This window comes from Levilactobacillus lanxiensis (genome assembly GCF_016861655.1).
GTDB lineage: Bacteria > Bacillota > Bacilli > Lactobacillales > Lactobacillaceae > Levilactobacillus > Levilactobacillus lanxiensis.
Genome location: NZ_BOLN01000005.1, coordinates 1 through 26266, shown reverse-complemented (window position 1 = coordinate 26266; position 26266 = coordinate 1). Strand labels below are relative to the sequence as shown.

Below are 26266 nucleotides of genomic sequence, written 5' to 3'. Positions count from 1 at the left end.
CTAACACTAATATTAGGGGGTCAGTATCGTTATGGAAAAACGCATTGCCATTATTGGCGGCGGTATCGTGGGTGCGACCGCTGCGTATTATTTAAGCACCTTGCCCGGAAGCGAGCAGACGAAGGTCACGTTGTTTGATGACGGGACCGGACAGGCGACCACGGCCGCCGCGGGCATCATTTCGCCGTGGCTGTCTAAGCGCCGGAATCAACGCTGGTACCGGCTGGCCAAGGCCGGGGCAGATCTATTCCCCGAACTGATTCACGACGCCCAGCTGGGCACCGACGTGTATCAACAGACCGGGACCATTGTGACCCGTGAGGTGCCCACGGACCTGGAAACGCTGTTTGATTTGGCCCAGGAACGCCGTCACGACGCCGCGACCATGGGGACCGTCACGACGTTAAATGCCGCCGAGGTCCAGGCCAAAGTGCCCCTGTTGTCGCGGGCCCAACCCGGGGTTTTCATCACTGGTGGAGCGCGGGTCGACGGTGCGGCTTTAGTTAGCGGCCTGCTGGCTAAAGCAACGCAGAAGAACCTGACGATTCGTCGCGAACGTGTCAGTCTCGACGCTCAGGGCCAAGTTCTGACGTCATTGGGGGCGCGGCAGTTTGACCGCGTCATTATCGCGGCCGGTGCCTGGCTCAAGGAACTTGTGGCACCCCTGGGCATCAACGCCGCCGTCCGACCACAAAAAGGCCAGCTGATTGAGCTGGCCGTCAAGGATTATCCGTTGAATGAAAATATGCCCGTCGTCATGCCCGAGGGTGAACGTGATTTCGTGCCGTTTGGCCATGGCAAACTAATTGTCGGGGCGACCCACGAGGACGATGGGAAGTTTAATCTCGCCGCCGACCCAGCCGTCACCGCCGATCTATTGGGCAGTGCCCAACGGCTGATGGCTGACGTGACCGCGGACAATATCACGGGCGTCCGGGTGGGCACACGGGCCTACACGGCTGACTTCGCACCATTCTTTGGACCGATTCCGGACCAGGAGAAATTCCTCGTGGCCTCTGGACTGGGCTCATCCGGCTTAACGACCGGGCCGCAAGTGGGCCGGTTGTTAGCGGGCTCCGCGCTGTACGGCGGTACGCCGGACTGGAGCGAATATGAGCTACCACTGACGACTTACTTAACGTCTTCGGCAGAATGAAGGGCCTGATTGGCTAGGGTGTGTGCGCCGCGGTTCTGCTTCTCGGGAACCCATTGCGTGAGCACCAGCTGAAACGGGGCCTGCGCGGCCAACAGGTCGTCGACCAAGTGTTGGTAGTGTTTGGCATAATGTTTGGCGACGCTATCGTTGACGATTTGACTGTCGGTATAAAATAGGACAGTCGTGTGCGCCGGGTCGGTCGCTAACGTGGCCAATTTTTCAAAGCCTAACCGGGCAATTTCAAACTCGGCGGTGTGGTTGGTCGTGGCCGTCAGTGGCGCACTCAGTTGCGTCTGCTGGTGGTCGTGAATGATCAAGATGCCCCCGGCACTCAGACCCGTCTGGGGTTGTGTCGCGGCGTCCGTATATAGAGAAAACATGGAATCACTCCAATTCTTTCGTGAGGTGTTTAAACCAATGATAACCCAGGAACGACGATTTTTGTATCAACCGAATCCCCTCAGCAGCATTATCAACTGGAGCTGGACGCTCATCGTCCTGTTGATGGGGGCCATCTTCTGGCTCGAAGTCACCCATTTTAACTGGTATACGCTGGGGTTCTTCGTGGCCTTTGCGTTCTTGTGCTGGCTAGAGATTCATTTTAGAAATATTACCATGGCCAATGGCGTCTTGACGGTCAGTACCGTCTTGAATCACCACCACCTAGTCATTCCGTTGAACCAGGTCCGCAGCGTGCAACAGTCCCGGTACCGGTTGGGCATTGTGGCGCAGGGCAAAATTTATCAATTCTTATTACCACGGAACTCGGCAATCGAACTCGCCAGCCTCTTGCAGGATGCGATGGTTGCCAACGGCGTGAAGGAGGAAAATTAGTGAGCGATATTGAAATTTCACAAAAAACACAGCTAGAACCCATTGAACAGGTGGCGGGCAAGGTCGGTTTGACCCCCGACCAGATCGAACCCTACGGCCATACCAAGGCCAAAATCAATCTGCCACTGACGGGCAAGCACACGCCAGGTAAATTGGTGCTGGTCACCTCGATCAACCCCACCCCCGCTGGTGAAGGCAAGTCGACCGTCGTCGTGGGTTTGGGGGATGCCCTGAACCTATTGGGCCACCAAACCGTTTTAGCCTTGCGGGAACCGTCGATGGGTCCTGTCATGGGGATGAAGGGTGGCGCGACCGGGGGTGGCTACGCCCAAGTAGTGCCCATGGAAGACATCAACCTCCATTTCACCGGGGACATGCACGCGCTGACTGAAGCGCACGATACCCTGGCCGCTCTGATCGATAACCACATCCAACAGGGTAATGAGCTGAACCTGGACCCCCGCCAAATCGTGTGGAAACGGGTCTTGGACATCAACGACCGTGAGCTACGCCAGACCGTTATTGGCCTGGGTGGCCGGACGTCCGGGGTGCCCCGGCAAGACGGTTTTGACATTACCGTGGCCAGTGAATTAATGGCCGTGCTGTGCCTGAGTGAAGACCTGACGGACCTTAAGCGCCGGGTCAACCGCATCCTGATTGGCTACAATTATGACAAGGAACCGGTGACGGTCGGCGACTTGAAGGTCGGTGGGGCCATTACGCTCCTGTTGAAGGACGCCATCAAGCCCAACCTGGTCCAAACGTTGGCCCACAACCCGGCCATCATTCACGGTGGGCCATTTGCCAACATCGCCCACGGCTGTAACTCAGTGCTGGCGACCCAAACGGCCCTGCAACTCGGCGATTTTGCCGTCACGGAAGCCGGCTTTGGGGCCGACCTCGGTGGGGAAAAGTTCATGGATATCAAGACCCCCGTTCTCGGTCAAACGCCTGACGCCGTGGTCATCGTGGCCACGGTGCGGGCCCTCAAGTATAATGGTGGGGTCAAGCGCGCCGACCTGGAAGAAGAAAACCTTGACGCCCTACAACAAGGGAGTGCCAACCTAAAGCGCCACATCACCAGCATGCAACAGTACGGTGTGCCCGTCGTGGTCGCCATCAACCGCTTCACCAGTGATACGGACGCAGAAATTGCGGCCCTAACCGCTGACGTGACCGCCTGGGGCGTTCCCGTCGCCACCACGACCGTTTGGGCCGATGGGGGTGCCGGTGCCACTGAGTTGGCCGAAAAGGTCGTCACGGCCACGCAACAGCCTAAGCACTTCATGCGTCTCGCACCAGCTGGCGCGGACCTGATGACGCAAATGACGGCCATCACCCAAAAAATCTACGGTGGGGCCAAGGTCGAGTTGTCGGCTAAGGCCGCTCGCCAGTTGAAGACCTTCGCTAAGCATGGCTGGGACAAGTTACCCGTCTGCATGGCGAAGACCCAATACTCCCTGACGGACGATGCCCACCAACTGGGCGCGCCCACGGACTTCACGATTCACGTGCGCGAGTTTGCGCCACGGTTGGGGGCCGGGTTTGTGGTCGCCATGACGGGGAACGTGTTGACGATGCCCGGGCTGCCAAAGCACCCGGCCGCACTGGACATGGACATCGACGCAGACGGCAAGATCACGGGGTTGTTCTAAGGGTTAAATTGTGTGTTTGTTTGCGCCTCCGGGCTGGTGAAAATGGGCCTGGTCGCGTCCGTTCCCGGCGGCGCGCTCAAGGTGCCCTGCTGTGGGGCCGGTTCCAGCCAAAGAGCGGGCTTCCACCTCAACTTTGAGCCTGAGGGGCGGCCTCAAAGGTTGTCCCATGGGCTAGGCTGGGAAAGTACCCCAGCCAAGACCATCGACACAGCTGGTCACCTTGGCGCGCCTCTGGTCACTTCCACGACCGGCCCAGTTTTCCCAGCCCTGCGGCTGACACGGATTTAACCTAGTAAGACGCCGTGTTCTTGTCGTGTGAGTGTTCTGGCTGTCAAGGTTCAGTGCACCTGAACTTTTTATCAAAACAGACTAGGTGGATTGGCATCGGTCGTTAAATTGCTAGTGGTCGAATCCAGTTCGAAATTAAAATAAACATCGCGTGTGTAGTTTAACGCGCCTAATAATCGATAAAGCGTTAGTTACCTTTTTAAATGATTGGGAACTAGCGCTTTTTGCTGTCCTTTGGGTCGGAGATTGGCATAATTAACGAAAAGGGTAGCTGCCAGCGAAAAATGATTAGAAAGCATTTTTCACTGGGATAGTTTTTAAAGGGGTGGGCCAATGAAATTTGTGAATAAGAAATTAGTGGGGCTGGCAATTTTTACCGCGGTGCTGGCGGGGTTGTCGACGCCGTTTAATGCTGCGATGTACGCCTTTATCTTCCATATCATTGAGACCAAACACATTAGTTGGATCGTGCCGTTTGTGGTCGTCATCATTTTGGGCTACTTTGGGTTCAGTCTGGCCACGTATTTGAATACGGTCGTGATCAATAAAAATGTGGTCACGGTCAATCGGCGGCTGAAGACACAGCTGTTGCGGGGACTGTTACAGCGGCGGACCGTGGATTCTAAGGATTTTGTGGCGACGAACCTGTCCTTCTTTATGAACGACTTGAAATTACTGGAGGACAACTACATTCGCCAGCTGTTTGCGTTAATCAGCGTGCTGGTGACCTGCGTCGTGACCCTGGCCTATTCACTGGCCAACAACGTTGAGCTGACGCTGGTCTTCATCGTCTTTATGATCTTTCCCTCGGCGATTCCCCGTCTATTCCGGAACCGAATCAATGTGCGTAGCGAGGCCTGGTCACAGCGCAACAGCCAGTGGTCGGGTACGCTGAAGGACGTGTTAAAAGGGGCCCTGGCGTTACGTCAATACCGGTCACTGCCGGGAATCGAACCGAAGACGACGGCGGCCATTCAAAACGTGGAGCACGCCAACGCCGCCATGAAAAATGAAATCGCGCTGTCTAATGCGGTGATGGAAGCCATTTTCTACGTGTGTACCCTGATTCCCATTGGCATTGGAATCTACGCCACGATTCAAGGTCGTATCAGCTTGTCCCAGTTTGTTGCGATTCAGTACTCGTCAAACTGGATCATTAACAGTGCTGGAGAGGTCGTGAATAGTTTTAATACGCTGAACAGTACCGGCAAAATTCGCCAACGCATCAAGGACGCGGTCCAACCCGTTAGCGAACCGGCGACGGTCACGTCTGGCTTTGAAACGTTGACCCTAACGCAACTCAGCTTCAACCGACAGGAGACGCCAATCTTACAGGATATTAATCTCGCCGTCGCCCGGGGCGAAAAGATTCTGATCCAGGGTGAATCCGGCAGTGGGAAGACGACGTTACTGCGACTGCTTGATGGCGCCTTGCCGCCGACCAGTGGAGAAGTCGCCATCAACGGCGGCCCCGTCAAGCAGTACGCGGGGATGAGCACGGTCAACCAGTCGCCAATTGTGTTTGACGACACGCTACGCTTCAATTTGACATTGGGCTTAGACTTCACGGACGCGGCGGTCACCCACGCGTGTCAGGAGGCCGGTCTCATGGACCTGATCGACCGCGATGGCTTGGACTATCAAATCGGGGATGAGGGTCAGAACCTGTCAGGTGGGCAGGTGAAACGGCTAGAGATTGCCCGCGCGATTCTGTTCGACCGCGAGTTGATCTTCATCGACGAAGGCACGGCGTCCCTGGACGAGCAAACCTCAATCGCCATTCACCAAACGATTCTGCGCTTGCCCAAGACCATCATTGAAGTCGACCACCACATCCCACCGGAAGTCCGGCCGTTGTTTGACCACGTCTATCAGCTACAGGACGGTCAGTTAACGGCGGAAGTGTGAGCTGAAAACGAGACAAGTAAAAATTGATTAAAATGGATATAAAATAAAATCATTGGTATTGCTAATTACTTTTAGTTTGATATACACTTAATTACAGAAAGAAATGTTGTGGGCGGTGAGAAATACATTTGGTACGTAAAAAAGTGAAAAGATTGCTAGTATCCTCGTGTACTGTTATAGCGATTTTACTTCTCCTTTTTGTTCCATTTACTCCTAAGAATGCTGTACGTTTGAGTATACTAGAAAACTTGCATCCATTTGCAGCTGTATTTGCCTTTCCAAGCAAAATGGCAAAGAAGGATAGTACGGGATACTCAGGCAAACATATAGCAGCCTACTATTCGGTTCTTGTACAAGTTGGTTCGGACATGGGTGGCTTCGACACTTATGTTATCGGAGTAAAAGAGAAGAAGAGTGGGGAAATGTTCTATAGGGCTGAATTAGCCTACGATCCTGCTTAGTTCAAATTGTTTTGTCGTAAGCTGAATCCTGGATTCTCTCTTAAAATTTTACATTGTCAGTCAAATAGGCCAGTCCGAATCGCGTTTTTCCGATTCGGACTGGCCTATTTGTGTGGAGAATCTTGTTCGTCAATAATCCGGGGTTAAGTCGAACAAGAGAAATCGGGAAGTCACTTTGCTCCTTGAAACAAACGCGTCAACGTCAGCCGTGCGGGTGGTCAAAATGGCCCAGCCGGGGGATTTGACTGGGCGGTAACTAAAAATTGATGAAATCATCTAAGTCTGAGACAGGGAAACGGCCTAACTTTGTTTGAATCCTGGAGCCAGAGACCAGTGAGGTGACTACCTGTGTCGGGGGTGTTTGACCGGTGGGCTTCCGGTCTTACAGCCCGGGACGACCTGAAAGACCCGCGGTTTTCGGGGCTTTTAGGCGAAGGTGAAGACCGTAGTCCGTCCACTGTTCGACCACGTCTACCAGTTACGAGATGGTCGGTGGACAACGGAAGTGTGAGATTAAATGAGACCAGATGCGTAAATAAACTAGAGGATAAGAATGAATCGACGGCATTGTGGGCTGTGGCCGATTTTTTGTTTTCTTAAATCAATTTGAAAATGAATCGTGTTTTAACTACATAGTGGTTGAGCAAAACAAGAGAAAGCGGAAAAACACTTTCCTCCTTGAAACAAATGCGCCAACGTCAGCCTTAACGGGTGGTCAAAATGGCCCAGCCGGGGGATTTGACTGGGCGGCAGAGCCGACCAATCAAATGGTGACTTTGAAACTCGGTTCTCAGAGGTTCAAAGCAAGTTCGAAGACTGCCCTTTGGCTTCGGACGTCCTGCCCCCAGCGTTCCGGTCCGTTTTGACCACCCGCTAAGGCGCAGGTTTTGCCAACCTGACCCGTTTCAAGGAACAAAGTGGGAATTTTCTAGTGTGGAGAAGGGCGCGGGGGGCCATTTTCTGGTATACTTTTCGGTAACGACTTATAGGAAAGGTGTTCCGGATTTTATGCTGATTGCAGATACAATCTTAATCGTGCTACTGGTGGTCATTGACCAGTGGATCAAGCACGCGGTAGTGGTCAACATCGCCCTTGGTGGCGAGCACCCACTCATCCCCGGCTTCCTGTCGCTCACGCACCTGCGTAACGACGGGGCCGCCTGGAGTATTTTACAGGGCCAAATGTGGTTCTTTACGGTCATCGCCATTGTGGCGTTAGGCATCATGGGCTACTTTTTCTGGCAGTACCGCAATCAGAAAGAACACTGGGTAGAGGAACTCGGCCTGACCTTGATGATGGCGGGCACGATTGGCAACTTTATTGATCGTCTGCTGCAGGGCTACGTGGTCGACATGTTCCAACTCGATTTTATTAATTTTCCAATCTTCAACTTCGCCGACAGCTGTTTGACGGTCGGCGTCATCTTAATTGCGATTGGCGTGTTCTTAGCCGATCGACGGGAGGCACAGTGATGCAAGAAACAGACTTTCAAGTAACGACTTCAGACCGGTTGGATAAATTAGTGGCGGATAACGTGGACACGATTTCCCGCTCACAGGCCAAAAATGCCATCGAAGCTGGCCAAATCACGGTCGACGGGCAACCAGTCAAGCCTAAGGCCAAACCCAAGGTCGGTGCGACGGTCCACATTGCGCTGCCAGATCCCGTTCCCTTGGATCTGACCCCCGAAAATATTCCCCTAGACATTGTTTACGAAGATGACGATGTTATCGTGGTCAACAAGCCCCAGGGGATGGTCGTTCATCCCGCACCCGGGCACCCGGACCACACCCTGGTCAATGCCCTGCTGTACCACAGCCCACTGTCGAGCATTAACGGCACACTGCGGCCCGGCATCGTTCACCGGATCGACAAGGACACCTCGGGCCTCTTGATGGTGGCCAAGAATGATCACGCCCATCAGAGTTTGTCGGCCCAATTACAGGCCAAGACCAACCTGCGGGAGTACGTGGCCATCGTGCACGGCAACTTCAAGGAGGAGGACGGCACCATCAACGCGCCCCTGGGACGGTCACCGAAGGACCGCAAGAAGCAGGCCATCGTCGCTGACGGGCGGCCAGCCGTGACTCATTTCCGGGTGCTGGAGCGCTATGGGAATTATTCCCTAGTTGCTTGTCGCTTGGAAACCGGCCGGACCCACCAGATTCGCGTCCACATGGCCTACATCAATCATCCCGTCGCGGGTGACCCGTTGTACGGCCCCAAGCACACGTTGAAGGGCGCCGGTCAGTTCCTACACGCCCGTGAATTGGGCTTCAAGCAACCCACGACCGGTGAACAGTTAGACTTCACCGCGCCGGTTCCCGAAAACTTCGCCAAGGCCGTGCGCCACTTGCGCCAGCAGGCGGGGTTACCGGTTGACAAAGCAATTTAGTTTTCTTAAGCTAGCACTAATCAGATAAACGGGTTTGCCGAATCAGGCGGGCGGGTTTCTTCACCATTTTGCCGAAGAAATGCGCCCGTTTCCTGCACTTACGCTAACGCCGTGAAACTTTTAAGGAGGAAATACAGATGGCAAAGGTAGTTGTGGACGCAATGGCAATGCAACGGGCCCTGACCCGGATTACTTACGAAATTATCGAACGCAACAAAGGGGTCGATGATCTCGTCATTTTAGGCATTAAAACGCGGGGCGTTTACCTCGCGCGACGGATTGCTAGTCGCTTGCAACAACTAGAAAACGTCACGGTTCCCGTGGGTGATCTGGATGTCACGCCGTACCGCGACGACATCGAACACGATGCTCAGGGAGAACCCGAAGTCACGGCGACCAACATGGATTTCTCAGTCGCTGGTAAAAAGGTGATCCTGGTGGATGACGTGTTGTACACTGGTCGCACCATTCGGGCTGCCATGAGTGCCGTCATGGACTTAGGCCGGCCCAAGAGTATCAATCTGGCCGTTTTAGTCGACCGGGGCCACCGGGAACTCCCGATTCGGGCGGACTTCGTTGGTAAGAATATTCCGAGCTCCCAGCGCGAACGGATCAAGGTCTCCGTCAGTGAAATCGACGACCGTGACGCCGTGGAGATTCAACAGGCATAAGGGGCAAGGGGGTCGATTTTACATGGCAAAACGCTATTTGATTTTAGAAGACGGCTCGGCCTACGCCGGTGAAGGCTTCGGTGCCGGTGCCACGACGAGCGGAGAGGTTATCTCCAATTTAAATCTATTAGGCTATCAAGAAACGATTACCGATCAAATCTACCACAACCAAATTATTATCTTTGCCCAGCCAGCCATTGGTAACGTTGGCATCAACCACGATAGCTATGAGTCGATTTTGCCCACGGCCAAGGGGATGGTGGTTCGAGACGTCACGAACATCTCGACTAACCGCCTATCCCGGCTGTCCCTTGACGAATTTCTCCAGCAGCACAACATTCCCGGCATCAGTGGCATCGATACCCGCCACCTGATCCGGAAGCTCCGCCAAGAAGACGGGCCGATGAAGGGCAGTATCGTGGATGTGGCCGATGCCCATGCCTTTGATCAGCTGAACGCCACGGTGCTGACGAACCGGCAAGTCGACCAGGTGGCCACGCCCAAACCTTATCCGAACCCGGATACGGGGAAAAACGTGGTCGTCATCGACTTCGGACTGAAGCACGGGATTCTGCGGCAGTTGTCCGAGCGGCGCTGCAACGTCACGGTCCTACCGTGGACGGCTAGCGCTCAGGACGTCTTAAACCTGGATCCGGATGGGGTCTTACTTTCCACCGGGCCCGGGTCACCACTCGACCTCGGTGAAGGGGTCCTCGACATGATTCGCGAGGTCCAAGCAGAGATACCACTCTTTGCGATTGGCCTGGGACATGAGCTTTTTGCCCTGGCCAACGGGGCCGAGCTGACCATGCTACCGGTTGAATATCACGGCAGCAGTCATCCCATTCGGCGAATCATTACCAACGATATTATTTATGCGACACAGGGTCAGGGGTACGCGGTGATTGCCAAATCAATCGACCGTGACCGCCTGATCACCACCTACGTGGACCTGATCAACGGGACCGTCCAAGGGTTACGCCACCGGGACTTTCCGGCTTTTTCGGTGCAATTCTTTGCGGACGGCGCCCCGGGTCCTCACGAGAGTCGCGATTTATTTGATGAATTTATGGAAGCCATGACAGCACGCCGGGAGGGATAAGCTTGCCAAACTTGGATAACATTCAAAAAGTTTTGATCATCGGCGGCGGGCCAACCGAGATCGGTCACGAAACGGAACTCGATAGTGCCACGGTCCAAATCATTACCAGCTTTAAGAAGCACGGGGTGCGGACCCTGATCATTGACAACAACCCGTTCTCCGTCGCGCTGGAAGAGATTCAGCCGACCAACATGTATGTGCAGGCGGTCACGACCGCTAACGTCCGCCACATCATTGAAAAAGACCGGCCCGATGCGATTTTACCGACACTGGGTGGCCTGCTGGGGATTCGAATTGCTCAGGAACTCGTTGAAAATGGCGACCTGGCCAACTTTAATGTGCGCCTGCTGGGGATGCCTACCACGACGTTACAGCAGATCAACAATCCCGCCGACCTGAATGCCACGCTCAAGGAAATTCACGAGCCCGTGATTGAGGCCCAAGTCGTGGGGACCCTCGACGAAGCGCGGGGCCTGGTCGAAAAGATCGGGTTCCCCCTGATTGTGAAGCCGGTAGCGCCCAGACTGGACACCAACCGGACCGTCTGTGACAACGTGGACGACATGTTTAACGCGTTGACGCAGGGCTTTCAACAATCTCGGTTTGACCAGTGTACCTTAGAGCGCAGTGTGATTGGATACAAGGAAATCGAAATGGTGGCCGTCAGAGACGTTGCCGACACCGAGGTTCTGATTGCCGGATTGGAAAACGTCGATACGATTGGAATTCACTCCGGCGATTCCATTCTGGTGACGCCACCCCAAACGCTCAACGACCGTGAGTATCAAGACTTGCGGGACGCCACGTTTCGGATTGCGACCGAGCTGGGCATTGTCGGGGTCTTACACCTCCACTTTGCCCTGAACCCGGCCAACCAACACTTTTACGTGACTAAGATTGCGCCGTACTTCTCGCGGGGCGTGGCTCTAGCCGCCCGGACGAGTGGGTATCCGATTGCGTTAGTCAACGGGGCCTTACTCCTGGGGCAAAAGCTCGTTGACGTCAAGCTCCCGAGCCAGTACGTCAAGCAGACCGCCATCATGGAGCCGACCATCGACCACGTGAGCGTGCGGATCCCCATTTGGCCCTTTCAAGAGGTGCCCGATGCCGACCAGCATTTGAACACCGTCATGAAGGCCGTGGGTTCGACCGTCGGCGTGGGCCGCTCGGTCGAAGAGGCCATGTTAAAGGCCGTGCGGAGCTCGCAGTTCTCGCCACGAGATGTCTTACCCTCCGTCAGCAATCTGACCGACGGGGAAATGATTCGGCAACTGATCCATCCGTTGGCAAATCGCATTCTGGTGTTAATTGAAGCCTTGCGGCGGGGATACGCACCCGAAGAGTTGAGCGAATTAACGAAAATTGATAATTACTATTTCGTCAAACTCCGCCATTTGTTAACGATTGAAAAAGAAATTCAAGAAAATCCCTTAGACGTGGCGACCCTCCAACGCGCTCGGTACTACGGGTTCGGGGACGGGATGATCGCCCGTATCTGGCAAACGGATACGGCCACGATTCGCCATCTCTCGGCGCAGGCCAAGATCACGCCGACCTACAAGATGATCGAACCGACCGCCGGGGAATTTCCCGAGCACCTCAGTGGCTACTACAGTACCTTCGAGTATGAAAACGAAAGTCAGCCCCTGGGTGACCGGACGGCACTGGTCTTGGGTCGGGGCGGCAATCAGTTAGGGCCCAACTCCGCCGCGGAATATTTCACGACGGAAATGCTCAAGCAACTGAAGCGCGCCGGGTACCATACCATTTTGATGAATACCAACCCGAATGCCGTGGGCGTGGCACCTGAATTTACCGAGAAGCAATATGTCGACCCGATTCAACTGGGGGATGTGCTCAACGTGATTCAGGTCGAGCACCCGGACATCGTGATTGTCCCAGGGAACCGGCACTACCTGACCCGCGAGTTGGGCAAGCTGCCGGTGAACCTGCACGTCCTCCCACCTGATCAGGAAACGGGCGAACCCGCTCCCGAAATGGCGACGATTGGCGTCAGTCTGTTTGTGCATAAGCAACAGAAGATTGCGGTCGGCGTCATGGACATGATTGCCCCCGGCATCAACAAGTCGTTGGCGCAGGTCACGGCGTTTCGGATGCCGGCAGAACTACCCAAGGCCAAGCGTGTCAACCTGGTCGAACAGGCCAAGGAGGCCGTGAGCGAACGGCAGGTCACGGGGATGATTCAAGTTCTCTTTGCCCCCAAGAGCGATGACTCACAACAACTCGTCGTGGTTGGCGTGCGGCCGACGCGGCTGACCGAAATGGCCTTTCTCAGTAAGGTCACCGGGGTCAACTGGGTCCGCATGCTGACGCGGCAACACATTGGCACGCTGGACGAAGGGGAGCTGGCTAAGATCAGCATTGATCTGAACAGTACCCGGGTCGCCTTGATGAACGCGGCCTTCCCGTTCCGGCAGTTACACGTGTTGAACCGGCCGGGAACCACGGATCAGGAAGTTGGGGCGACGATTGCGTTTGGGTCTAGCGAGGCGCTGACGCTGACGAACCTCAGCGACACCTCCGAGCTCGACCAAATCATCAACCGTACCATTTGACCATTGGCTGGTTAAACTTGTTTTAGGCAGCGCCTCCGGGCTGGTGAAAATGGGCCGTGGCGCTGTGGGCGCACGTCTGGAGCCGAAGGGCGGTCTCCAGACTTACTTTGAGCCTCACAACCCGAGTCTCAAAGATAGCAGTTACCTAAGCGGGAAACCCGCTAAGGTAACTCCCACGGCTGAGCCCATTTTCACCAGCCCTGCGGCTGACACGGGTTTAACCCGCCGGTCAACTGGGCTCGGTGAATGGATTTGGTCGACGAGGTCTTGGAATTTGTTGAATTTTTGATTGACCAAATAATGTATATAGCAAAAAGGCGTCACACCGGAATTTTGGTGTGACGCCTTTTGGTGTTTTGAACTAGTTGTTATTAGCAATTAATTGTTGAATGACAGTTAATTTTTGGTTGCATGTCAGTTGTTACTGACAATTGAGCGGCTCCACGTAAGAGATGCGATAGTTACACGGAGCATGCGTAGAAAATACGGGCTAAATCCATGTCAGCCGTGAGGGCGGCGAAAATAGTCTCAGCCAGGGGATTTTCTAATTGAGGTTGTCAATTAGAAAATGGCGACTTTGAGACTCGGTTCTTGAGGCTCAAAGCGAGGTCGAAGACCGCTCTTTGGCTTCGGCCGTCCTGCCCCTTGCGTTCCAGCCTATTTTCGCCGCCCGGTAAGGCGCTGTGACCGTGGATTTAGTCAGCCAGTTTTTCTACGAGGTCGCTTTGGGGCGTGACGTAGACCGTCCGCTGACCCGTGAAAATCACATACCCTGGTTTGGCCCCATTTGGCTTGTGGAGCCGTTTAACGGGCAGGTAGTCTACTGGCACGTTGCTGGACTCGCGGCCCTTAGAGAAGTAGGCAGCCAGGTTAGCGGCCTCCATAATGGTCTCGTCACTCGGGTCTTCCGCGTGAATGATCACGTGAGAGCCCGGCATGTCCTTCACGTGGAGCCAAATATCGGTTCGTTTGGCCGTGTGAAGACTGAGTTGGTCGTTTTGCAAGTTGTTCTTCCCGACGGAGATCTTGGTGCCGTCGCTCGCCGTGAAGCGGTCTGGCTTGCTGACCTTTTGCCGTTTTTGCTTCTTGCTCTTCTTCTGGTGATCATGGTCCCTGAGGTAGCCCCCTTGTTGGAGCTCCAGGCGGATATCGATCAGGTCTTTGGGGGCGGCCAGTTCGATTTGGGCCATGATATTGGTAAAGTAATCCACGTCGGCCTGCGTGATCTTCAACTGTTCGTTGACGTAGATGACCGCATTCTTGGCCTTTTGGTACCGCTTGAAGTACTTCTGGGCGTTTTGATTAGGGGACAACTGATTTGACAGTTGAATCTTTAAGTCCCGGTTTTCGTCGTAGAAGTTTGGCAGGGTGACCTCGGTTTCGCCGCGGGTGACCTGGTTCAGGTAGGTCGTGAGGATTTCTCCCTTGATCCGGTACTCGTCGGCGTTTTCAGTCTCGGCCAGGGTCCGTTGAAGCTTCTTGAGCTTGGTGCGGTTCTTCTTCAACTCGTTACGGACGACGCGAATCAGGACACTGCCTTGTTGTTGGACCCGGTCACGTTCGGCCTTGTCCTGGTAGTAGGTGTCCAGCAACTCGCTAAGCGTGGTTGAAGTCTGTTGGGTCCCCGCCGTGGGATACGGAAAGGCCGTGAAGCTGGTCTTATTCTTCGGTGAGATTTCTAGCGTGGGTTGTGGGTTATCGAAGCCAGCAAAGAACTGTTGGAACTGTTCGGCGTGATCGCCGGTCTCGTGAAGCGTCGATGCCAGAGCCGCTGCCGTATCCTTACCCAGTCCCTGATATTGGCGCTGGAGCGTTTGGGCGAGGACTTCCTGGTTCGGGTAATCCCGAATCGTTTGGTCCAGGTCATCGTGGACGCCGGCAAACGGATCATCTAGGTCCTGCTTAGGTGGCATGATGTATTGCGCACCCGGAAGCAGGAGCCGGTAACGGTTTTGATCGGAACCGACGTGCTTGATGGCGTCTAAGATTTTCATGGAGGCACCGTCGACGAGGATGACGTTACTGTGACGGGCCATGATTTCAATGATTAAGAGCAGTTCCTGTTGGTCACCCAATTCGTTACGGGAGGTGAAGTGCAGGTGGACGACCCGGTCGTTAGCGACTTGGCTGACGTCCTTTAAGATAGCGCCTTGCAGGTACTTCCGCAGAATCATGGTAAAGTTGGTCGGAACGGGGGGATTGACGTAAGGAATCTGCGTCACTTGGATCCGCGCGTAGGTCGGGTTGGCCGACAAAAGGATGGGATAGTTGTGGCTGTTGGCCCGAATCGTCAGGACAATTTCGTTGGCGTAGGGCTGATTGATTTTACTAACGCGACCGGTCGTGAGCGTCTGACTCAGCTCGTGGACCATGGCGTGGGTGAATGAACCATCAAAAGACATTGCGGCACACACCTTTCTATTAAATAAATTTATTTTTGAATTCGAAAAAACGGCACAAGTTAAAGTATAACGGCCTCGCCGCCGAAGTGCAAAGAAGATTGTTCGGAATTATTCGGGAGGGGGCAAATTTTCCCACAACTGGGCCTTGTGGTCACCAACCAAATCGTTGTACAATACAATCAAAAGGAGTGAGGGTCTTATGAAATCAAGTCTAGCAGCGTTGATGGCAATCAATAAAGTTCAACAAACGTTGCTCCAACGGATGACCAAGCAACATCACCTGACCGTTTCCGAATGGCAGTTACTCGACCACATTGGTGGCGGGGAGAACACCCAAGAAATCTTGGCGCAACAAACCAAGCTGGATACCTCGACTCTGAGTCGCCAGCTCAAGGGGCTAGTGGCTAAGGAAATGGTGACCAAGAAGGCCATTGGTCGGGATAAACGTCAGTTGGTATATACAATAACGCAACAGGGCGAGGATACCGCCGAAGAGATCAACACGGCCTTTGAGGCCCTATCCGACCAAGTCTTTGAACACTGGTCCACAGATGAACGCAATTTATTACAGATTTTATTGAACCGGTTAGATAAAAGTATGGATCGTCGCCGGACGGTCGAGAACTAAGGAGTGAGTGATTATTCAACAGAGATTAGTGGTTATTTCTTTGGACGCGCTGGGCAGTCGCGATTTGGATGAGCATTTAGATGAGTTGCCCAATTTACACCGACTGGTCGTCACCGGGACCCGGGTCCGCCAGGTACGGGGCATTTACCCCACGCTGACGTATCCCTCGCACACGACCATTATCACGGGTCAGTACCCGCGGGTCCACGGCATCGTCAATAATACCAAATTACAGCCGCAACGGCAGTCACCGGACTGGTACTGGTACCAGCGTGACGTCAAGGTGCCGACGTTGTACGACCTGGTTCGCCAGCAACATAAGCAGACGGCGGCCTTCCTGTGGCCTGTAACGGCCGGCAGTAAGATTACCTATAATTTAGCGGAAATCTTTCCCAACCGTATCTGGACCAATCAAGTGCTGGTCTCACTCAAGGCCAGTAGTCCAGCCTTTTTGTTGCGGATGAATCAGAAGTACGGGCATTTACGCCGGGGCATTCAGCAGCCCGAGCTCGATGACTTCATCACGGCCTGTGCGGTCGACACGTTGACCCACAAGCAACCGTGGCTAACGTTGATTCACCTGGTTGACATGGACAGCATGCGGCACCGCTACGGCGTGCGCTCGGCTGAGGCCATGGCGGCGTTAAAACGACTGGATAAGCGGGTCGGTCAGCTGATTGATGCCACGATTGCGGCGGGGACCTTTGCCGAAACGAACTTTGCCATTCTGGGGGACCATTACCAGATCAACGTCGACCACATGATCCACCTGAATCAGGCCTTTGCCCAGCGGGGTTGGTTAACGCCGACCACGAATGGGACCGTCAAGAATGATTGGCACGTTTTGGCGAAGTCCTGTGATGGGAGTACCTATGTGTATACCCGTAATTTTGCGGACACGAAGAACTTACAAGATCTATTAGAAGCAACCCCAGGGGTCACGGCCGTGATCGATGGGCAAAAAGCTACCGAACGCGGGGCCGACCCACATTGTCGCTTCATGGTCGAGGCACAGGCCGGGTATTACTTTACCGATGAGACCAATCGGCCCGCCGTGGTCGAGGCCGTGGACCCGGCTAGTCTGGGGCAACCCGACCGGTACCATGGCGTGCACGGGTACGATCCCGATAAGCCGGATTACTTCACCACGCTGGTCTTGAACGGACCGGCCGTGAAGGAAAATCAGACGATCGCCCAAGCACGGTTGATCGATGAGGCCCCGACGTTTGCCAAACTGTTGGGGCTCCAGTTCCCCGAACCCTTACCCGGGCACGCACTGACGGCCGCCTTCAAGGGGGTGCCCGATGCGCCGACTAAATAAGGAACAATGGAGCTGGGTCTTCTACGATTGGGCCAACTCCGGTTACGGCATCATCGTCACGACCGCCGTCTTGCCCATCTACTTCAAGGGCATCGCGGAGGCCAGTGGGGTCACGGCGGCCAACGCCACGGCCTACTGGGGCTATGCCAATAGCTTGGGGACGTTACTTGTGGCTATTTTAGCCCCATTTCTGGGCGCCTTAGCGGATTACCAAGGATTTAAGAAACGTCTACTGACGGGGTTTGCCTCGTTGGGGATGCTGATGACGGTGGGGCTGGCCCTCTTGCCCGCAACCCAGTGGCAATGGCTCCTAGTCGTCTATATTCTGTCCGTCCTGGGTTATTCCGGTGGGAACCTGTTCTACGATAGCTTCCTAACGGACGTGAGTGACGACCAGCAAATGGACCGCATCTCCAGTGTCGGTTATGGCTTTGGCTATCTGGGTGGCGTGATTGCCTTTATTTTATTTATGATCCTGCAGCTTACCCACGGCTTCGGTCAGCTCTCGAGTACGGCTGTGGCTCGGTGGGGCTTTGTCCTCGCCGCCGTCTGGTGGGTCGTCTTCTTTATCCCGATTCAACGCAACGTTCACCAGCGCCACGCCCTGGCCGTGACTCAGGCACCACTCAAGCAGAGTTGGCAGCGGGTGTGGGGCACGCTCAGTCACATTCGTCAGCACAAATACCTGGCCTGGTTTCTGGTGGCCTATTTCTGCTACATCGATGGCGTCGATACCATCTTTACCATGGCGACCTCGATTGGCTTAGACATCGGCATTACCAGTACCACCTTGATTGTGGTGCTTCTGGTGGTCCAGCTGGTGGCCTTTCCGTTCTCGATTCTCTATGGGTGGTTAGCGGAGAAGACCAGTACGCGCTTGGGCATCCTGATTGCGATTGTGATGTACCTGTTGATCTGTGTGGCCGCCCTCAACTTGAAGACGGTCGGCAGCTTCTGGTTGCTGGCCGTGCTGGTGGGTACCAGTCAGGGGGGCATTCAGGCGCTTTCCCGGTCGTACTTTGGTCGACTAGTCCCCAAGGAGCGTTCGAGTGAATTCTTCGGTTTCTACAACATTTTGGGCAAGTTCTCCGCCGTGTTGGGTCCCATCTTAGTGGGGGTCGTGACGCAGTGGACCGGACAGTCGCGCATTGGGGCGGCCTCGTTGTCGATTCTGTTTATCCTGGGGCTCGTTATTTTCTGGGCGATTCCTAAATCAGCGACTGAAACTTCAAAGTAAATGAATCTTTGGGTCGGTCAGCTGCACGTTTTTGACAAAGCTCATTTGCATGAAAGGAGCGATAGGCATGCAAGCTACCACGTACGCGGATTTTCGTAAAGACCTGAAGAAATATATGGCTAAAGCCACAGATGACTTTGAACCGATTACCATCACGCGTAAGAATCAGCAAAATGCTGTGCTGATTTCAGAGGAAGAATATAACAATATGATTGAGAACCGGTACATCTTAGATAATACAGCTAATCGTGAATGGTTACAGACCTCGTTGGAGCAGTCAAAGCGTGGTCAGGATTAGCTTGCCGGACGATAAATAAAGTCAGAAAGCTCATGGCGTTAAGCTTTTTTGAAATAGCTCTATATCAAGCAAAATGTCGTAAGGGTCAAAAAAAGGACGGCTACATCTCATTTTCGTGGGGGATGCACCGGCCTTTTTAAATGGTATCGCCCGTGACGAACAGGGGGTTAAGGGAATTTTAAGAATGCCCGTTGGTGGGGCTTTTTAGAATCGTTGGTTTCCATCGTTCCGGAAAAATGTTATTCTAGGTAAACGAATGAAAAGATAAAGTAGGTGTAAAGATGAAGATTGCTGTGGTCACCGATAGTACCAGCTATTTGTCCGCAGAAGAAGTTGAGCGGTATCACATTCACGTTGTCCCGATTCCGGTGATCATGGATGGTCGCTCCTACGATGAAGATGTTGATATCTCCACCAGTGAATTCTACGAGAAATTACGCAATTCCAAATCATTCCCCAGCACGTCACAACCACCGCTGGGTGAAATGATCAATTTATATAACCAATTAGCCGATGAGGGCTACGACGCCGTCATCAGTATTCATCTGGCCAGCACCATTTCTGGATTTGTGAACCAATTGAAAAATATTGCCCCCACGATTGAAAATATCCGGGTGATTCCGTACGACTCCCAAATCACCGTTAAATTGATGGGTTATTTGGCCATTGAGGCCTCCCGGATGGCTACTGAGGGAAGCACCCCCGAAGCCATCATCGCACGCTTAGACGACTTGCGGTCCACGATTGGTGAATACTTCGTGGTCGATGACCTGCAGAACTTGGTGCGGGGCGGGCGGTTATCTAACGCGTCCGGCTTCATTGGCAGCGTCTTACGGATCAAGCCATTACTGACGTTTGACGATGAGACTCACGAAATCGTGGCCTTTGAAAAGGTCCGGTCCCGTAAAAAGGCGTTGGCCCGGGTCGAGGACCTCTTCGTTGAGGCGCAAGCACAGGTGGATTACCCATTACGGGCCTTGGTAATTAACGCCAACGATCCCGAGGGCGGTCAGACCTGGGCCACCAAGATTGCTACGCAGTATCCGGAAATTCCGGTTGAGCAATCTTACTTCGGTCCCGTGATTGGCGCGCACTTAGGGGAGAAGGCCTTGGCCTTAGCCTGGATTAAGGATTTTGATCGCGCATAAGTCGTGCAAGTCGGCAATGAATATGGTATGCTATCTCCTGTAATTAAATTTACGGAGTAGGAAGTAAGGCGTCAAGTGCTGGTGGAACGCAATGTGAACACCGGACGAAGGGAATGTGTCCCGCGATCTTATTTCCGCATTGACCGCAGCAATGTGGCAACTCCCTTAGGAGATGTCTGAATTGAAGACGATGGCAAAAACCCAGCTGCCAAAGCTGGACACTTTGAGTTTGGTAACGATGGGACTACTGATGGCTTTACAATTAGTAATCAGTCGGTTCTCGGTCGGCAACAGTTTTATCAAGGTCAGTTTTACATTTCTGATCGTGGCGTTGTTGGCCAAATGGTTTGGTCCCTGGTGGGGGATGATGACGGCAGCTGTCGTCGACGTGGTGGGGACCCTAATGACGGGTGGGCCGTTCTTTATTGGCTTTACCGTGTCAGCAATCCTAGGGTCGCTGATCTACGCGGTCTTTCTCTACCAGAAACCGGTGACATGGACCCGGGTGATTCTAGCCTCGGTAATTATCTCCTTGTTGGTCAACGCTTTGTTGAACACCTTGTGGGTAACGATCATGTACCACACACCATTCTGGGGCTTACTGCCAGTTCGGCTGGTTAAGCAACTGATCGTGACGCCAATTCAAATTGTGTTAGTTTACCTGTTGTTGCAGAGTCGCGTGATTCAAACGATTCAGGAACGTTTAAATCGATAGTGATCTGAGCACCGTTTTGGTTAAAGCCAGGACGGTGTTTTTAAATGCCATTATGGTGAGGACAATAAACTAATTACTTTAACTTATAGTAACAAACCTGACCACCACTCCCACCACATCACACAAACCAACTAACATACTGCTCCCGTCACTAGCGAAAAATCAGGTCACCGGCCCAACCCTTAACTTTTTCTATGAAATCGGGGTGGGTGCTTGCGCCGGTAACCGATTTCGACTATAACGGGAGAAGATAAGATGAGCAGAATTCAGGGAGGACGAACAACGTGAAACGACTATTACAACTCTATACTAAATATCAGGATATCTTGGCGTACCTGATTTTCGGGGGCCTAACGACGCTGGTCAACTTGGTCGTTTTCTACGTCACGGCAACCCTGTGGGGCTGGAACTACCAGGTCGGCAACGTCTGGGCCTGGTTCCTATCCGTGCTATTTGCCTACCTGACCAATCGGGTGTGGGTCTTCCATTCCCACTTCACGACGTTCAAGGCTTTGGTCAACGAGGTCGTCTCGTTTTTCCTGGCCAGAGGGGCAACACTGATTATGGACATGGCCATCATGTGGTTAGGGGTTTCGCTGTTACAGCAAAATGAAATGCTGACGAAGCTGGTTGATCAAGTGGTGGTTGTGCTGGCAAATTACTTCTTTAGTAAATGGTTCGTGTTTAAGAAGAACAAAGCGTCTTCAGTGGATGATTAGCAAAAATAAGGTACGCAAACCAAAATTGGTTTGCGTGCCTTATTTTTTTGCCAAAGAGCTAATTAGCTTACAGCCCCTTATTGACCGACAAACGCTTATTTAGCATTTTCTTGAAGTAATTGCTCGTATATCTGGTTATACGTATCCAGATAGTCGTGAGTGATGTAAGGCTTAAGCAGTTCGTAGGCCGATTCCGTGAGGGTAACTTTGGGGAAAGTCGTCGCGTAAAATGGCGCGGCTTTTGAGACCCAGAAAGTGGGCGCTAGGACGCATAGGTAGGCTAAATTTTGGTAGGATTTAGCCGTGTATTCAGAATTCAAAACGCCGTTAGCTTTTAAGTAGTCAAATATTTGACTGTATTTTGCAAGTACGTGTTCTCTAAACCGATCAATGTTCGCGCGTGCTTTTTCTGAGTCTTGATAAAAGGCTGAAATATTTTCATAGTAATAAGGATTGTCAGTTTCGTTCTGTTTGGCCTCAAAAAATGATTGCAGTAATAAGGTCAAAACTTTTTGGGGTTCGGCAGTCAAATCAATTTCAGATAAAAAATGGCTTTCTGCTTGTTCTTGAAGCGAAGCCAACAAATCATCTTTCTGGGGGAAATAGTAGGTTAGGTTACCAATGGTCGTTCCCGCTGCGGTCGCAATTTCTCGTAAGGTAACATTGTTATAGCCTTTTTCATTAAATAATTCAGAAGCGGTTCTACTGATATTATCTTTCGTTTTCTTCAAAGAATCATCTCCATAAGCCTAGTTTACCAAATAATTAGAGGGTTAAACACCCAAAGTCCCCTTGACAGCTTTTATAGTACAGTGTACTATAAAGATACCGTACGGCGTACTAAAAAATAAAAGCGAGGTTAAAGATTATGACGACAATTAGAGTACGACCAGCCGCTCAGAACCCAGGGCGCATGATCAGTTCCAAGATGGACATTGAAGACTTTTTGGAATTAACGAAGCGAACCGAGTGCGACTGCACCTGTGTTGGGACGACCTATGAATTGACACCCGAGAGTCAGCGAGAAGACTTTGTCGATGTCGCCACTGAAATTGGTGACCGTCGTCTTAAGTATGCTAAGCAAATGGAAAGTGAAGATAATTTAGTCACTGCTGCAAATTTCTATCTGCGTGCCAGTGCCTGCTATCGGGTTGCCGATTACGGGTTGCCTGGTATTACGGATGAAAAACTCACTGTCTACAAAAAATTAGTTTCGTCATTTCAAAATTATTTGCGTCTGGGACCGGACAACGTTTCCGTGATTAATATCCCATTCGAAGATAAAACAATGGAAGGTTATTACGGTATTCCTGACAACTGTAAGCCAGATACGCCGGTCTTAGTCTTCATTCCAGGTGCCACGGGTTTCAAGGAAGAGAACTATTTCATTGCCCATTACTTTTATGACAGAGGCATTCCGTTCATTATTTTCGATGGACCAGGGCAAGGGACTTCGTTGTACTTTAAACAAATGTATTTAGGCGTTGACAACTATGTAAGCGCTGTTAAAAATGTCATTGATTTTGTTCGTGCCGATGATCGGGTTGGGGATAAGGTTGCCCTTCACGGGATTAGTTACGGTGGTTTCTTAGCAACGCAAGCGGCCTGTGCCTTGAATGATGACATTTGTGGTGTCATTTCCCGCGGTGGGACAGACAAGACGGATACGCTGACGAAACATCCTTGGGCCGGGCAAGAAAACTTCTACCTCAGTGGTTTTCTGCGGAAATTCAATGTCGATGACTTAGAGACGTGTTCAAAAATGTCATCAGCCCAAGATATCACAGATGACCTGCATAAAATCACGGTACCACTGCTGATTATTCATTCCCACGAGGATCCAATCTTGGGTGTGGAAGGGGCTAAACGTATCTATAATCTGTGCTCGTCAACAGATAAATATTATGCTGAATTCCCTGGAAATACGCACTGTGTCAATGACCAAAATGATACAGCCAGTGCTTTAGCGGCTGATTGGATGGGAAAGCGAATGTTAAACCGTTAAAACGAATATATTTATTTGGTAGAATACTTATTCAAATAATGAAATCGTTTATGCTCAGCACATCTTGATTCTTTCAATCATCAGAAGATTTCAAGTTGTGTTCGTGACCTAAAATCCCATCTAGCTTCTAACTATGGTTAGAAACTAGATGGGATTTTTGAGTTTTGGCGTATTTTTTGTTGATTTAATTGGCAAAATCCACCTGTAACTGTTCCACGAAGCGCTCAGCTATTGGCGAAAAGACTTGGTACTTTTTCCAAATAATATACATCTTCGTCTTTAATTGGGGGCTTAGTGGCCGAAACGTCAAGCCACTAGTCGCGCTGGTGTCACAAAGGCCCTTGAACGACAACAGTTTTCCCAGCCCGTTTCGAACGAAGACAGACCCATTAAATACCAAGTTGGTCGTCCCAATCAAATTTAAATTAGAAACTTCATCACCCGCCCAGCGTGGGATATCATTTTTAATCGCTTGTTCAGAACAGATGATTGCTTGATGTTTCAAATCAGTTGGTGTAATGACTTCTTTTTGGGATAGCGGGTCTTCTTGCCGCATCACAACGCCCCAAGTATCTGCACCAGGTATCTCTAAGTAAGTGTAATGATCTAGACGCGGTGGTTCAACAATAATTGCTAAATCAACCAATCCCTGATCAAGTTTATCGGTAACCAGCTCGGTATCCCCACTTACTAAATGAAAGTGCAAATCTGGGTAGCGCTGACGAAAAGTGCTAACGGATGTTGCCAAGTACTGAATCGATTGTGATTCGGCACAACCAATATAGAGATCTCCTCCCGTAAGTGTCGTCATAGCAGAAAATTCTGCGCTAGTTTTGTCCACCATCGCCAAAATATCTTCAGCCCGTTTTCGCATTAATGTTCCGGCAGTCGTCAATTTAATACCATAGTTATCACGCTGGAATAATTGCTTACCAATCTCATCTTCTAAACCCTTCAATTGCTTAGACAAAGTCGGTTGCGATACATGCAACGCTTCAGCAGCTCGTGTAATACTAGCCTGCCTTGCCGCTTCAACAAAATATCTTAGTACGCGAATTTCCATAACTGTCCCTTCTTCTAAGTGAACTAGTTATTCTGAAATAGAATAACTAGTTATCGTTACAAAGTATTATACATAATTGAATGCAGCAGGTAAACTGTAATCACAGTAAGGGAAGGACAATGCATGACTAACGCAAACAATAAACTTGGACTGCTCGAACAGAATCTCGCGGATGCGGGCTTCAATCAAGCAGATAGCCAAAAATTCTTAGCTAGCTTTACCCGTGGTGATTATACTTGCTCGCAGCAAATTATTCAGTGTCAGCGTCAACAATTACTACAAACCTTGCGCCAAACGGAATTTCAAATCGATTGCTTAGATTTTCTTGCTAACAAATTTCATTAATCAAAAGGAGATAAACACATGCAAAACGAAAAATTAACGCTTACCAAAGAATGGGATAAGACATTTCCAAAGAGTGATTTAGTTGATCATCAGAAGGTCACTTTCCATAACCGTTACGGAATCACTTTAGCCGCCGATATGTATACCCCTAAAAACGTTACTGGTAAACTGGCTGCCATCGCTATTAGCGGACCGTTTGGAGCCGTAAAAGAGCAGTCTTCTGGTATTTATGCCCAAACGATGGCCGAAAAGGGGTTCTTAACAATTGCGTTTGACCCTTCATTTACCGGAGAAAGTTCTGGTCAACCTCGGTTCATGGCTTCGCCTGACATTAACACCGAAGACTTTCAAGCTGCCATTGACTTTCTGTCCATTCAGCCCAATGCTGATCCTGAAAAGATTGGGATGATTGGTATCTGTGGTATGGGTGGGATGGCACTCAATGCTGCTGCTTTAGATACTCGAGTCAAGGCTACTGCAACCATGACCATGTATAACATGAGTCGGGTCAATCCTAACGGTTACTTCGACAATGATGATAGTGAAGTTGCGCGTCATGAGCTGAAGGCTACACTCAATCAACAACGGACTGCCGATTATCAAAGTGGTCGTTACCAACGGGCTGGCGGTGTCGTTGATCCATTACCAGACGATGCGCCACAATTTGTTAAAGATTATCACGCTTATTACAAGACCAGCCGGGGCTATCACGCTCGCTCAGTTAACTCAAATGATGGTTGGAATACAATTGGCACGATGTCCTTCATTAACCAACCGATTTGTCAGTATTCTAATGAAATTCGGAGCGCTGTTTTGATGGTTCATGGGGACCAAGCGCACTCTTATTACTTCAGTAAAGATGAGTTCAAGAAGATGACGACGAATTCTAAATATACTGAGAATAAAGAATTCCTGACAATTCCAGGAGCCGTTCATACGGATCTGTACGATGGTGGCGTGAACCACAACTTGATTCCGTTCACAAAATTAGCTACCTTCTTTACACAATATTTAAACTAACCAAATCTGAAGTTAACGAAAAAGTTCTTCGATTGGATTGTCTGAGGCTAGCATATCTGAGTTAAGGGTTAAACCGCTGTCATAGTGAAATATAGGAGTTATAGAATGAAAAATGTACTTGATGTTTAATTACGATATTTATTTGGAGGAATACTTATTCAAATAAAGAAATCGTTTATGCTCAGCACATCTTGATTCTTTCAATCATCAGAAAATTTCAAGTTATGGCCGTAATCTAAAAGGGGCTGTGACATAAGTCTCCAAAATGAAAGCTGGTTGAGGAAAATCTTCGGATTTTCCTCAACCAGCTTTTTGGTA

Annotated in this window: 24 protein-coding genes and 1 riboswitch; of the genes, 20 read left to right on the top strand and 4 right to left on the bottom strand. The window is 51.4% G+C overall.

All coding sequences use genetic code 11. The features are described 5' to 3' along the window. Positions 1-31: 31 nt before the first annotated feature. A complete protein-coding gene (locus JUF22_RS07090; RefSeq protein WP_203644998.1) occupies positions 32-1156 on the top strand; it encodes an NAD(P)/FAD-dependent oxidoreductase in 1125 nt (374 codons plus the stop codon). Here JUF22_RS07090 and JUF22_RS07085 read toward each other — a convergent pair. After that, positions 1132-1536 (bottom strand): ribonuclease HI family protein, encoded by a 405-nt coding sequence (locus JUF22_RS07085; protein WP_203644996.1) that lies wholly within the window; start codon positions 1534-1536, stop codon positions 1132-1134. The two genes, JUF22_RS07090 and JUF22_RS07085, sit on opposite strands and share 25 nt — an antisense overlap. A 37-nt stretch (positions 1537-1573) precedes the next feature. Here JUF22_RS07085 and JUF22_RS07080 point away from each other — a divergent pair, with 37 nt between their 5' ends. The 9 genes from JUF22_RS07080 to JUF22_RS07040 all read left to right on the top strand — a co-directional run bounded on the left by JUF22_RS07080 (position 1574) and on the right by JUF22_RS07040 (position 13047). Continuing rightward, positions 1574-1990 (top strand): EbsA family protein, encoded by a 417-nt coding sequence (locus JUF22_RS07080; protein WP_203638297.1) that lies wholly within the window; start codon positions 1574-1576, stop codon positions 1988-1990. Further along, entirely contained in the window at positions 1990-3645 is a 1656-nt protein-coding gene (locus tag JUF22_RS07075) for a formate--tetrahydrofolate ligase (RefSeq protein WP_203644994.1), read from the top strand. The genes JUF22_RS07080 and JUF22_RS07075 overlap by 1 nt, the downstream gene beginning before the upstream one ends. Before the next feature lie 621 nt (positions 3646-4266). Continuing rightward, the gene (locus tag JUF22_RS07070) at positions 4267-5841 is read left to right on the top strand and encodes an ATP-binding cassette domain-containing protein (protein WP_203644992.1); all 1575 of its coding nucleotides are present in this window, start codon (positions 4267-4269) and stop codon (positions 5839-5841) included. A 128-nt stretch (positions 5842-5969) separates the two neighbouring features. Beyond that, positions 5970-6302 carry a YjcN family protein gene (locus JUF22_RS07065; protein WP_203644990.1) on the top strand — a complete coding sequence of 111 codons (333 nt, stop codon included), beginning with the start codon at positions 5970-5972 and terminating at the stop codon, positions 6300-6302. A gap of 1008 nt (positions 6303-7310) precedes the next feature. After that, positions 7311-7775: a signal peptidase II gene (lspA, locus tag JUF22_RS07060; protein ID WP_125762514.1), complete on the top strand. Its 465-nt coding sequence runs from the start codon at positions 7311-7313 to the stop codon at positions 7773-7775. Further along, positions 7775-8698, top strand: coding sequence for an RluA family pseudouridine synthase (locus tag JUF22_RS07055; RefSeq protein WP_203644983.1), 924 nt, complete (start codon positions 7775-7777; stop codon positions 8696-8698). The genes lspA and JUF22_RS07055 overlap by 1 nt, the downstream gene beginning before the upstream one ends. Before the next feature lie 137 nt (positions 8699-8835). Continuing rightward, complete coding sequence (gene pyrR / locus JUF22_RS07050; RefSeq protein WP_203638285.1) at positions 8836-9369, top strand: bifunctional pyr operon transcriptional regulator/uracil phosphoribosyltransferase PyrR; 534 nt, start codon at positions 8836-8838, stop codon at positions 9367-9369. Positions 9370-9391: 22 nt separating this feature from the next. Beyond that, positions 9392-10471, top strand: coding sequence for a carbamoyl phosphate synthase small subunit (locus JUF22_RS07045; RefSeq protein ID WP_125762521.1), 1080 nt, complete (start codon positions 9392-9394; stop codon positions 10469-10471). A gap of 2 nt (positions 10472-10473) precedes the next feature. After that, entirely contained in the window at positions 10474-13047 is a 2574-nt protein-coding gene (locus JUF22_RS07040) for a carbamoyl phosphate synthase preATP-grasp domain-containing protein (RefSeq protein ID WP_203644981.1), read from the top strand. Positions 13048-13742: 695 nt separating this feature from the next. On the opposite strand, the gene JUF22_RS07035 is transcribed toward JUF22_RS07040, so the two are convergent. Continuing rightward, positions 13743-15449, bottom strand: a complete 1707-nt coding sequence (locus tag JUF22_RS07035) for an NFACT RNA binding domain-containing protein (protein WP_203644979.1) — start codon at positions 15447-15449, stop codon at positions 13743-13745. 199 nt (positions 15450-15648) lie between these two features. On the opposite strand from JUF22_RS07035, the gene JUF22_RS07030 reads away from it, so the two are divergent. The 7 genes from JUF22_RS07030 to JUF22_RS07000 all read left to right on the top strand — a co-directional run bounded on the left by JUF22_RS07030 (position 15649) and on the right by JUF22_RS07000 (position 21515). Beyond that, a complete protein-coding gene (locus JUF22_RS07030; protein WP_125762526.1) occupies positions 15649-16077 on the top strand; it encodes a MarR family winged helix-turn-helix transcriptional regulator in 429 nt (142 codons plus the stop codon). A 10-nt stretch (positions 16078-16087) separates the two neighbouring features. Beyond that, positions 16088-17398, top strand: a complete 1311-nt coding sequence (locus tag JUF22_RS07025; protein ID WP_373306107.1) for an alkaline phosphatase family protein — start codon at positions 16088-16090, stop codon at positions 17396-17398. Next, on the top strand, positions 17382-18635 hold the full coding sequence (locus tag JUF22_RS07020; protein WP_203644975.1) for an MFS transporter: 1254 nt from the start codon (positions 17382-17384) through the stop codon (positions 18633-18635). The genes JUF22_RS07025 and JUF22_RS07020 overlap by 17 nt, the downstream gene beginning before the upstream one ends. Positions 18636-18702: 67 nt before the next feature. Beyond that, entirely contained in the window at positions 18703-18933 is a 231-nt protein-coding gene (locus JUF22_RS07015; protein ID WP_236000740.1) for a type II toxin-antitoxin system Phd/YefM family antitoxin, read from the top strand. Between the two features lie 281 nt (positions 18934-19214). Then, positions 19215-20081 (top strand): DegV family protein, encoded by an 867-nt coding sequence (fakB, locus tag JUF22_RS07010; protein WP_203644972.1) that lies wholly within the window; start codon positions 19215-19217, stop codon positions 20079-20081. A 50-nt stretch (positions 20082-20131) separates the two neighbouring features. Further along, positions 20132-20229, top strand: a riboswitch (THF riboswitch). A 42-nt stretch (positions 20230-20271) separates the two neighbouring features. Then, positions 20272-20796 carry a folate family ECF transporter S component gene (locus tag JUF22_RS07005; protein WP_236000739.1) on the top strand — a complete coding sequence of 175 codons (525 nt, stop codon included), beginning with the start codon at positions 20272-20274 and terminating at the stop codon, positions 20794-20796. A gap of 284 nt (positions 20797-21080) precedes the next feature. Continuing rightward, positions 21081-21515, top strand: coding sequence for a GtrA family protein (locus JUF22_RS07000; RefSeq protein ID WP_203644968.1), 435 nt, complete (start codon positions 21081-21083; stop codon positions 21513-21515). A gap of 95 nt (positions 21516-21610) precedes the next feature. Here the strand turns inward: JUF22_RS07000 and JUF22_RS06995 are convergent, their stop codons facing one another. Further along, positions 21611-22246 carry a TetR/AcrR family transcriptional regulator gene (locus JUF22_RS06995; protein WP_203644966.1) on the bottom strand — a complete coding sequence of 212 codons (636 nt, stop codon included), beginning with the start codon at positions 22244-22246 and terminating at the stop codon, positions 21611-21613. Positions 22247-22443: 197 nt separating this feature from the next. Here JUF22_RS06995 and JUF22_RS06990 point away from each other — a divergent pair, with 197 nt between their 5' ends. Next, on the top strand, positions 22444-23520 hold the full coding sequence (locus JUF22_RS06990; RefSeq protein ID WP_203644959.1) for an alpha/beta hydrolase: 1077 nt from the start codon (positions 22444-22446) through the stop codon (positions 23518-23520). 184 nt (positions 23521-23704) lie between these two features. Here JUF22_RS06990 and JUF22_RS06985 read toward each other — a convergent pair whose 3' ends face one another. After that, positions 23705-24583, bottom strand: a complete 879-nt coding sequence (locus JUF22_RS06985) for a LysR family transcriptional regulator (RefSeq protein WP_203644957.1) — start codon at positions 24581-24583, stop codon at positions 23705-23707. Between the two features lie 123 nt (positions 24584-24706). Here JUF22_RS06985 and JUF22_RS06980 point away from each other — a divergent pair, with 123 nt between their 5' ends. Beyond that, positions 24707-24928: a hypothetical protein gene (locus JUF22_RS06980; protein ID WP_203644955.1), complete on the top strand. Its 222-nt coding sequence runs from the start codon at positions 24707-24709 to the stop codon at positions 24926-24928. A gap of 18 nt (positions 24929-24946) precedes the next feature. After that, on the top strand, positions 24947-25948 hold the full coding sequence (locus JUF22_RS06975; protein WP_203644953.1) for an alpha/beta hydrolase: 1002 nt from the start codon (positions 24947-24949) through the stop codon (positions 25946-25948). Positions 25949-26266 lie beyond the last annotated feature (318 nt).